Below are 217 nucleotides of genomic sequence, written 5' to 3'. Positions count from 1 at the left end.
GTTGCGGGGGCCGGATTTGAACCGACGACCTTCGGGTTATGAGCCCGACGAGCTACCAGGCTGCTCCACCCCGCGTCCGTCTTTCTGCTTCGTATTTCAAACCACATCTGCGTTGGCTTTCCTCGTTCACCTCAGTCACTTACTGGAGTAAGCTCCTAAGGATTCACTGCGTCGCCGCCTTGTTGTGATTCGAACTACTTTGCAAAATATTACATCA

1 tRNA gene is annotated in these 217 nt (G+C 52.5%); it reads right to left on the bottom strand.

Annotated elements, in window-relative coordinates:
- Window position 1: 1 nt before the first annotated feature.
- A tRNA-Met gene (locus tag OGV67_RS02495) sits at window positions 2-75 on the bottom strand.
- Window positions 76-217: the final 142 nt, after the last annotated feature.

The sequence above is a fragment of the Citrobacter sp. CK188 genome, from assembly GCF_030333525.1.
Lineage (GTDB): Bacteria > Pseudomonadota > Gammaproteobacteria > Enterobacterales > Enterobacteriaceae > Citrobacter_B > Citrobacter_B koseri.
Note: the sequence above shows the minus strand (reverse complement) of the source record. Positions and strands in the feature narration are given on the sequence as shown.